The organism is Archangium sp. (assembly GCF_057119385.1).
The window spans coordinates 26,806-35,859 of the sequence record NZ_DBNGVP010000157.1 but is presented as its reverse complement, the minus strand read 5'-3'; the positions used below and the strand labels follow the sequence as shown (position 1 = coordinate 35,859).

The 9,054-nt window shown below is 68.3% G+C and carries 8 protein-coding genes and 1 pseudogene; 6 read left to right on the top strand and 3 right to left on the bottom strand.

The genetic code is table 11. From position 1 onward, the window contains the following. Positions 1-242 precede the first annotated feature (242 nt). On the top strand, positions 243-1,295 hold the full coding sequence (locus AC16DP_RS38270) for a hypothetical protein (protein WP_329726865.1): 1,053 nt from the start codon (positions 243-245) through the stop codon (positions 1,293-1,295). Positions 1,296-1,336: 41 nt separating this feature from the next. Here AC16DP_RS38270 and AC16DP_RS38265 read toward each other — a convergent pair whose 3' ends face one another. After that, on the bottom strand, positions 1,337-3,331 hold the full coding sequence (locus AC16DP_RS38265; protein ID WP_329726867.1) for a serine/threonine protein kinase: 1,995 nt from the start codon (positions 3,329-3,331) through the stop codon (positions 1,337-1,339). A gap of 318 nt (positions 3,332-3,649) precedes the next feature. On the opposite strand from AC16DP_RS38265, the pseudogene AC16DP_RS38260 reads away from it, so the two are divergent. From AC16DP_RS38260 to AC16DP_RS38245, 4 genes and pseudogenes are all read left to right on the top strand, one after another. After that, positions 3,650-4,165, top strand: a pseudogene (locus AC16DP_RS38260) (cysteine dioxygenase); the annotation flags it as partial. A 135-nt stretch (positions 4,166-4,300) separates the two neighbouring features. After that, positions 4,301-5,296, top strand: coding sequence for an ABC transporter ATP-binding protein (locus tag AC16DP_RS38255; protein ID WP_414640680.1), 996 nt, complete (start codon positions 4,301-4,303; stop codon positions 5,294-5,296). Then, positions 5,202-5,936: an ABC transporter permease gene (locus AC16DP_RS38250; RefSeq protein WP_329726866.1), complete on the top strand. Its 735-nt coding sequence runs from the start codon at positions 5,202-5,204 to the stop codon at positions 5,934-5,936. Before AC16DP_RS38255 ends, AC16DP_RS38250 begins: the two co-directional genes overlap by 95 nt. A 62-nt stretch (positions 5,937-5,998) precedes the next feature. Then, entirely contained in the window at positions 5,999-7,030 is a 1,032-nt protein-coding gene (locus tag AC16DP_RS38245) for an ABC transporter substrate-binding protein (protein WP_329726863.1), read from the top strand. 181 nt (positions 7,031-7,211) lie between these two features. Here AC16DP_RS38245 and AC16DP_RS38240 read toward each other — a convergent pair whose 3' ends face one another. Then, positions 7,212-7,520, bottom strand: coding sequence for a hypothetical protein (locus AC16DP_RS38240; protein ID WP_329726862.1), 309 nt, complete (start codon positions 7,518-7,520; stop codon positions 7,212-7,214). A gap of 175 nt (positions 7,521-7,695) precedes the next feature. Between AC16DP_RS38240 and AC16DP_RS38235 the strand changes: the two genes are divergently transcribed. After that, on the top strand, positions 7,696-8,658 hold the full coding sequence (locus AC16DP_RS38235) for a ketopantoate reductase family protein (RefSeq protein WP_329726861.1): 963 nt from the start codon (positions 7,696-7,698) through the stop codon (positions 8,656-8,658). A gap of 4 nt (positions 8,659-8,662) precedes the next feature. On the opposite strand, the gene AC16DP_RS38230 is transcribed toward AC16DP_RS38235, so the two are convergent. After that, on the bottom strand, positions 8,663-9,031 hold the full coding sequence (locus AC16DP_RS38230; protein ID WP_329726860.1) for a hypothetical protein: 369 nt from the start codon (positions 9,029-9,031) through the stop codon (positions 8,663-8,665). Between the last annotated feature and the right edge of the window lie 23 nt (positions 9,032-9,054).

Genomic DNA, 9,054 nt, shown 5'->3' with positions numbered 1-9,054 from the left:
GCCAGGGGCGACGCCGTTACTCCTATGAATGACGAGGTCTGCCTGCCTCAAGGTGCGGTTCCTCTATTGCCCCCGGCCAGCGCGACGGTTCTCAATCTGTTTTGGAAGTCCAACTGTAGTACTAAGGCGCTGGAAATGAATAATTTGTCCGCCTTCATTCAGCGGTCTCCTCAACTTCCAATCACAGAACTTGGCATCTTTATTTATTTCCAGCGCCTAAGATCGAGACCCTCCTCGAGTCCGTGCGCAAGCAGGTGAAGCAAGAGTTGGAGTCCCGCCTCCCACCTCGCGCAACGGAGAACCCGTCGAGCAAGGCCGAGCAGAAACAGGAGGATCTCACCGCCTCGCCAGCAATCGAACCTGTCGAGGGAAAGCGAGAGGAAAAGCGGTTCGCGCAACCCTCAGACAAAGCAGCGCCGTCACGCGTGGAACGCAGGGCGTCAACAGCCCCGGAAACCGAGACTGAAGTGAAGGCTGTTCCCACGCCCCCTGCTCCGAACGCCCCGAAAGTAGAGCAGAAGAAGACGGAACCAGTTGCCCCCAACTGTGGGCCAAAGCCAGCGCTCGTGTCGAGCCGTCAGGTGAAGGAGCATCAGTTGGGGCGGCTTGCCATTATGAAGCATGAGTTGTGTTTGAAGACTCGATTCCAAGGGCTCGCCGTGGAGCGGTGGGTGGAATTGATGATCCGAATGGAGGACGCAACAACCAGCCATGAGCGGACGCTCATCAGCCAGGAGATCGACCAGTTCGCTCGTGATTTCATTTATAAGGATGGGTTGGAGGCCGAGCGCCAGGAGGCCGCGCGCCGGGAGGCCGCGCGCCAGGAGGCCGCGCGCCAGGAGGCCTTGCGTCAGGAGACCGCGCGTCGGGAGGCTGCGCGTCAGGAGGCCGAGCGTCAGGAGGCCGAGCGTCGGGAGGCTGCGCGTCAGGAGGCCTTGCGTCTGGAATCCGAGCGTCTGGAATCCGAGCGTCTGGAGGCTTTGCGTCTAGAAGCCGAGCGTCTGGAATCCGAGCGTCTGAAGTCCTTGCGCACCTTACTAGCGGACGAAGCCCTCGATGACGCGAACCTGGATACCTCCGGGTGCCAGCCTGTTGTCAGCGCTGGCTGCGAACTTCTCCTTCAGCGGTTCCGCAGCATTCAGGCTGCATTCCTCACGACGTCGCCCTCCCAACTCGCTCCCCTCCGGGAACTCTCCAAGATTGGCCAGGAGATCCGGGCAACTCGCACCCATGAGGAACTGCAGCAAGCCGCGCAAGCCCTCAAGGCATGGCTACAACGGCAGTTGGCCCAATGAATCAGCGCTTCCCTGAGTGAGGCACGGCGCTCCCGTGCGCCTCACTCCTGGAGGAAGTTGTGCCGGACGACGGTGATATCCCCCGCCACTACTCGGATGCTCAGGGTCACCGTCTTCGGGATGTCCTTGTTGACGAGCTTCACGGTGTAGTTCCCCGCCAGCAATTCCACGGGATCCAGTGGCGTGTCACCCAATTCCCGCCCACTCAAGAAGACGGTGGCGTAGGGTCGGATCCGAAACTCGACGAGCCCTTTGGCGAGTTTGGGGGCCGGCGCCTTGGCACGCGGCGTGGACTTCACGATTCCCCCCTCGTTCGAAGGGCGATCGCTCTTGGAAGCGTCTGACCTGGCAACCTGTCCCTTTGCCTGAAGCGGGGCGGCCATCTGCGGAGCAGTCTCCGGTTCGGATGGGGCAACAGCCTGCGCAACCCCCGCATCCTGAGGCTCGGCGGCGGCGGCAACATCCCGCTCCTCCTGGGGCTGAGTTCCGGGACTGCCTGTGGACGACGAGGAAGACGCGGAGTGGGGCTGTTCCGCCGGAGGCGCTTCCTTGGCGTCAGCCGCGCTCGAAGACGGCATCACAAGGGCAGACGCCTGCGGCGCCGGGGATGGCGGTCGCTCCTGGAGCTCTCGCATGGAGGAAGCCACCGGAAACAGCACGAGTCCCACTCCCGCCACGATGAGCGCACTCGCCGTGAGCAGAGCCCTCCACCTGCCTCCCCGCGGGGGCATGTCGGGCTTCCTCTCCGCCGAGATCACCTCCATGGAGGGCCGTCTCACGGGCGGCAGGGGACGGATGTCCGGGGCCGTCGGGCGCTCGGAGTTTGCCTCGGGCGCGTCCTCCTTCACAGACTGCGGCTTGCGCACCTGCACCGTCTGGGGCGCCGCGAATTCCGCAACCTCCGCCTCCCCGGGCTGCGGCTTGCGCACCTGCACCGTCCTGGGTGCCTCGGCAGCCGGCACCTCCTTCACGGGCGCGGGCTGGCGCAATGGCACCGTCCGGGGCGCCGCGTATGCCTCCACCTCCGTCCTGTCATCGGGAGGCGGCGGCGTATGCACGGGAGTGACCGAGTGCGTCGCCTCAGCCCGCGGTACGCCCGGCTGCGACGTGGACATCTCGGTGCTGGCGGCCACCTGCGCGATGAGCTGGGCCACCTGCTGCGTCGTCACGGGCCTGCCCACCGAGAGGATGAATTCCTCCAGGTCCGACTGGAGCGCGTGGCAGTCCGGGTAACGCTGCTCGCGGTCCTTGGCGAGCGCCCGGCCCATGATGCGCCGCATGGAGTCCGGCAGCTCCGGCCGGAACTGCACCGCGGGCATCAGCGATTGGAAGAGGATGGCCCGCATCAGGCCCACATCGGACTCCGCCTCGTACGGCTTGTGGCCCGTGAGCAGCTCGTAGAGCACGACGCCGAGCGCGTACACGTCCACCCGCCGATCCAGGGACTCGGCGCGGACCTGCTCGGGCGGCATGTACGCGAGCTTGCCCTTGATGACACCGCTCGCGGTCTTGTGGGCCTGCCCCGCCGCCTTGGCGATGCCGAAGTCCACCACCTTCACCGCCCCCTGCTTCGACAACAGGATGTTGTCCGGGCTGATGTCACGGTGGATGAGCCCCTGCGCCTCTCCTGTCTCCGGATCGGCGAAGTCATGGGCGAAGGCCAGACCCTCGCACGCATTCGCGACGAGCCGCGCGCACACCGCGAGCGGCAGCTCCATGCCTTGCGCCGAGGCGCGCTTGATGAGCGTGCGCAGGCTGGGCCCGTCGATGTACTCCATGGCCAGGAAGTACGTCCCCTCGGACTCACCGAAATCGAAGATCTGCACGATGTTCGGGTGGGTGAGCTGGGCGGCCAGCTTCGCCTCGGAGAGGAACATCTCCACGAAGGCGGTCTCCTCGGCCAGGTGCGGCAGGATGCGCTTGAGCACCAGCGTCTTCTCGAAGCCCATGGGACCGGCGGCCTTGGCGAGGAACACCTCGGCCATGCCACCCGTGGCGAGCTTGCGAACCAACTGGTACTTGCCCACTTGCTGCATCACGAACCGTCTCCTCCACAAGCCGGGCCCGGCATCCCCCGCCAGGGTGCTCCCGTCCTGCCGTCGCGCGGGGTGAAGGTGTCACAGAATTCGTGCACAAGCGAACCCAGGAAACAGGGATTGGCGCTTTGACCGGGACTCCCCCCGCCACGTTTCCTGGGAAAGGCAGACAGGCAGGCAACCGCCCCTCTTCCCCCAGGCCCGAACCGGGCCCCTCCCCGGCGGCCCGCTCCACCTTGGCTGTTGAAGGTGTCATCCCCACCTTCATCGAGCCTCACCCGTCCTGAGGTCCGATGAAAGGGCGGAAGGAGAGCGACAATGGAACGCAGCCCACCGACCGGATGGCAGGCGATGGACGCTGCTCTCTCCCTGAGGCAGTTCATCCTGCGTCTCCGGGGAGCCAACGCCCGGAACGGGGCCCAGGGCCTCGAGGAGGTGCTCCGGCAGGGCCAGCTGCACCGGCGCGCCGTGGAGCCCTTCGCCCTCCTCCAGGAGGGGCGCTACACCCGCACGCTCGTGTACCGGGACGAGGACCTGGAGGTGCTCGTGCTCGGCTGGGGCCGCGACGCCCGCGCCCCCATCCACGGGCACGACGGCCAGGAGTGTTTCCTGATGACCGTCGCGGGCGAGCTGGAGGTCGCCGACTACCACCTGGTGGCGGGCGGGCAGGAGCCCGGCTACGCGCTCGTCGAGCGCATGGGGCCCCGCCGCACGCTGCTGCCCGGCGCCATGGATCACCGCACCCCCGAGGCGGCGCTGCACTCGGTGCGCACCGGCCCGCGCAGCGGCTTCGCCATCTCGTTGCATGTGTATTCCCGTCCTATCGACCACTGCCTCGTCTATGAACCCCGCCGCTCCAGTTGCGAGCTGCGCAAACTCCGTTACGACCGTGTGATGCGCCTCGCCGACCCGACCTCCCCGTCCGCTCCCCCGCCGAAGGCCACTCCCCGCCCAGGGCGCCTCTCCCGCATCTGGCGCTCGCTCTTCCGGCGCGTGCGGGAGGTGAAGGAGACCGTCAAGGACACGCTCGTCCCCGCCCTCGTTGGCGAGGAGTCGGCCAAAATCGCCGTCAAGCGCGTGGAGCACCAGTACGCCAACAAGGTGGTGGCGCTCCAGGACGTCAACCTCAACATCCGCTCCGGCGAGTTCGTGTGTCTGCTGGGGCCCTCGGGCTGCGGCAAGTCCACCCTGCTGTACGCGCTGGCGGGACAGATTTCGCCCACGGGCGGGCAGGTGCGCATCGACGGCAAGCCCATCACCGGACCGGGGCCGGACCGGCTGCTCATGTTCCAGGAGGCGGCGCTCTTCCCCTGGCTGTCGGTGCGGCAGAACATCGAGTTCGTGCTCGCCGCCCGGGGCCTGTCCAGGGCCGAGCGCTCCGAGCGCGCGCGCCGCTTCATCCGCTACGTGCAGCTGGAGGGCTTCGAGGACGCGATGCCGCACGAGCTGTCGGGCGGCATGAAGATGCGCACGGCGCTCGCCCGGGCGCTGGCGGTGGACTCGCCGGTGCTGCTGATGGACGAGCCCTTCGGCTCGCTGGACGCGCAGACGCGGCTGCACATGCACGAGTTGCTGCAGCGCGTCTGGCTGGAGACGCGCAAGACGATCGTCTTCGTCACGCACGACGTGACGGAGGCGCTGGTGCTGGCCAACCGGGTGGTGGTGATGGCACCGCGGCCCGGCCGCATCCTGAGGGACCTCGAGGTGCGGCTGCCCATGCCCCGAGGCCCCGATGACGTGGCACTGGTGGGGCTGGCGCGGCAGATCCGCTCCATGCTCCGCGAGAGCGAGTCCATGAGCGCGCCCGGCACCGGCGCCCGGGAAGAACGAGGGACACACCATGAAGGCGTGGCACCTGGGACAGAAGCTGCTGTTCCTCGCGGGACTCCTGGCGGTCTGGGAGCTGCTGGCCCGGTTCGGCCCGTGGCCGCACCACCTGTTCCCGGGCCCGAGGGCCGTCACTGAGAGCCTCGTCGCCATGGCGCGCGATGGCCGGCTGTGGGACGGCATCACGCGCTCCATGGGACGGCTCGCGCAGGGCTACGGCCTCTCCGTGCTCATCGGCGTGCCGCTGGGCGTCCTCATGGCACGGGTGAAGCTGGTGCGGCGGCTGCTGCGCCCGCTGGTGGTGGGCCTGCAGGCGCTCCCCTCCATCTGCTGGCTGCCCCTGGCGCTGCTGTGGTTCGGCCTCACCGAGACGTCCATCATCTTCGTGGTGGTGATGGGCTCGGTGCTGGCCATCGCCATCGCGGTGGAGGACGGCGTCATGCACGTGGATCCCCTGCTGTTGCGCGTGTCCTCCACGTACGGCATCCGCGGGGCGCGCTTCTACGGGGGCGTGCTGCTGCCCGCGGCGCTGCCCGGCATCGTCACCGGGCTCAAGCTGGGGTGGAGCTTCGCCTGGAGGGCCCTCATGGCCGGCGAGCTGCTCTACGTGTCCGGCGGCCTGGGCCAGCTGCTCACCATGGGCCGCGAGCTGATGGAGATTCCCCAGGTGATGGCCGTCATGGTCTGCATCATCGCCGTGGGCACCGTCATCGACCGCGTGCTCTTCCAGACGGTGGAGCTGCGCGTGCGCCGCCGCTGGGGATTGGCGCCGGGCTGACAGAAGCCTCGTACCCCGGTCCATGTGCGGCGGACCCCGGCCCGCCCCACCCTCGGTGGCATATGCGTCTCGGGTTCCTCGTGGTGGGCCTCACCGCCCTGTGTCTGGCGGCGAGCGGGTGCAAGAAGGAGCAGCCGGGGGAGGGCTCGGCGAAGCAGGGCGTGAAGGAGCAGCGGCCGTTGCGCATGGGCTTCTTCCCCAACATCACCCACGGCCAGGCCCTGGTGGGCAATGCCTCGGGCGCCTTCCAGCAGGCCGTCCCCGGCATCCAGATGAAGATGTTCAACGCCGGACCGGCCGCCATGGAGGCGCTCAGCGCCGGCTCGCTGGACGTCTCGTACGTGGGCACGGGGCCCGCCATCAACACCTTCCTCAAGGGCGGGCGGGAGCTGCGCATCATCGCCGCGGCGGCCGACAACGGCGCGGTGCTGGTGACGAAGACGGCGCGCACCCCGGCCGAGCTCAAGGGCAAGACGCTGGCCACCCCCCAGCTCGGCAACACCCAGGACATCGCGCTGCGGCACTGGCTGGGCCAGCAGGGCATGAAGGTGGGCCAGGACGTCACCGTCACCCCGCTGTCCAATCCAGACATCCTCGGCCTCTTCATGAACGGAAAGATCGAAGGGGCCTGGGTGCCCGAGCCGTGGGGCGCCCGAATGATCGCCGAGGGCGGCGGCCACATCCTCGTGGACGAGCGCGACCTGTGGCCGGAGCGGCGCTTCCACACCACGGTGCTCGTCACCACCCGGAAGACGCTCGAGGAGCGGCCCGAGCAGCTCAAACAACTGCTGCGCGCCCACGTGGAGCTCACGCGCCAGTGGCAGCAGCAGCCCGATGTCTTCGTCTCGCGCGTCAACGAGGCCTTCGGCAAGGTGACCGGCCACCCCATCTCCGAGCCCGTGCTGAAGGACGCCTTCTCCCGGCTGCGGCCCGCGCTGGAGGTGGAGCCGGGCCCGTTGCAGCAGGCCGCCGAGCACGCGCGGCAGCTCGGCTTCATCCCCAGCGCGGACTTGTCGGGCCTGGTGGATGACTCGCTGCTGCGCGAGGTGATGGGCGCCCAGGGCGAGCCCGCCCGGAAGGACGCGGGGCCCTGACGCTGGCTGGCGAAGACGCCGTACTTCTTCTGCTCCCACCTGGCCGAGGGCATGCGGCGGGCGGCGGACTGGCCGCAGAAGGCCGGTCATCACGTCCAGGCCCACCTCGTGCGCCAGCGCTACGCCTCGCATCCGGGCAGGCCTCCAGGCGCATAGCCACGTGGCTCGCGGAACGGCGCGCTCAGCTCAGCCTGGGCGGGACGCGGTAGATCTCCTCCACGTCGTCGTGGTTGAAGAGCCCCATCGCCTCGCGCTGCACGATGAGCGTCCACTTGCGGTACTCGGCATCGCGGCGCTTCTCGTCGTACTCGGCCAGCTTCCGGTCTCGCGCGGGGCTGGGCGCCATGGCCCGCACCTGCTGCCCGAGCTGCTGCAACTCGGTGAGCTGCCGTTCGATCCGCTGTCCGAGCGCCTTGATGCTCGCGGCCGCCTCGGCGCGCATCTCGACTTCGATCGCGAGCGTTCCACCGATTGGTTTCTTGCTCGACATGTCCTGTCGACCTCGTTCGTGACTGCCACGGAGAAGATAGAGAGCAGGCGGCGCGGCCGCTTGAAGGAATGCGACACGAGCCTCCCGGTGGGATGCACCCGCCTGATGGAACCCCGCAGCCCGGCCCCTCCGATGAAGGGGCGGACGCCCCGGCCGGGATGGTAGGAGTCACGCCATGAACGAGACCCCTCGGGTGCTGCTGGTCGGTGCGGGAGCCGTTGGCCAGGTGTTCGGGAAGTATCTCCAGGCGGCGGGCTGCGAGCTCTCCTTCCTCGTGAAGGAGAAGTACGCGGACGAGGCGCGGCGCGGCTTCACCCTCTACGAGCTGGGCATGCTCGAGAAGGACCCCGAGCCGGTGGCGTTCTCCGGCTTCGGCGTCCTCGTCTCGAACGAGGAGGTCGCGGCACGGCGATGGGACCAGGTCTGGCTCTGCGTCTCCTCCACGGCGATGCGGGCCGGGAGCTGGGTGGGCGAGCTCGCCCGGGCCACGGGAGACGCCACCTGGGTCATGCTCCAGCCGTCGCTCGATGACCGCGACTGGCTGCTGCAATGGATTCCGGCGGAGCGGCTCGTCTCCAGCATGATTCCCTTCCTCAGCTTCCACGCGCCGCTGAAGCCCGGAGAGCGGTTTCCCAAGCCGGGCATGGCGTTCTGGATGCCTCCGATGACCCGGGGCCCGTTCAGCGGACCGCCCGAGCGCCTCCAGCAGGTCGTCCGCACACTGCGAGCCGGAGGATATCCAGCCCGGGCCAGCCAGGACGTGGCGCGCGACGTGGCGATTCCCTCGGCGGTGCTGACCGTCTTCGTGAATGGTTTGGAAGCGGCGGGCTGGAGCTTCGAGCGCTTCCTCCAACACGACTCGCTGGAGCGCGTCCACCGGGCCGCGCGCGAGGCGGTCCAGGTCGCGGCCGCGCACACGAAGGGGAGCGCCTCCGCCGTGCTGCCGCTGCTGCGCCCCGCGCTGTTCAAGCTGCTCCTGCCCGTGGCCTCCCACCTCATGCCCTTCGACCTGGAGGCGTACCTGCGCGTCCACTTCACCAAGGTCGGAGAGCAGATGCGCTTGATGATGAAGACATACGTGGACCTGGGCAGGAGCGCGGGGCTGCCCGTCGAGAACCTCCAGGCGGCGTTGCGCTGACCCCCTACTGACAGGTCCACGCCTTCGGAGGACACGCGCAGCGGCCCTCCTCGGCTCTGGGCTCCACCCCAAAGCAGGCAGTGCCGCAGCTCGCCACGATCCGGCCGGTGAGCCGCTCCACGTAGAAGGAGGGGCCGTCCACCTCCACCTGGCAATTCATCCGGACGAGGCCCCCGCAGCTCTTCACCACCTCGCACCCTTCGGGCGGGAAGAGCAGGCTGACGTGATCTCCCGGTTCGAGCTCATCGTAGGTCGCCGGGCCGCAGCCGCTGCCCACCAGGAGCAGGCACAGCGCGGCGGTGAACAGGGCGCCTCCCCGCCACATGCCGGACGGGGAGTGAAACGAGGGCTTCTTCAAGGTGAGGACACTCATGGTGGAAACACGAATTGCCATGC

Coding starts and splice junctions, on each gene's coding strand:
- AC16DP_RS38265 (WP_329726867.1), bottom strand. CDS start 3,331: ATGCAGCAAGTGGGCAAGTACCAGTTGGTTCGCAAGCTCGCCACGGGT.
- AC16DP_RS38245 (WP_329726863.1), top strand. CDS start 5,999: ATGCGTCTCGGGTTCCTCGTGGTGGGCCTCACCGCCCTGTGTCTGGCG.
- AC16DP_RS38240 (WP_329726862.1), bottom strand. CDS start 7,520: ATGTCGAGCAAGAAACCAATCGGTGGAACGCTCGCGATCGAAGTCGAG.
- AC16DP_RS38235 (WP_329726861.1), top strand. CDS start 7,696: ATGAACGAGACCCCTCGGGTGCTGCTGGTCGGTGCGGGAGCCGTTGGC.
- AC16DP_RS38230 (WP_329726860.1), bottom strand. CDS start 9,031: ATGAGTGTCCTCACCTTGAAGAAGCCCTCGTTTCACTCCCCGTCCGGC.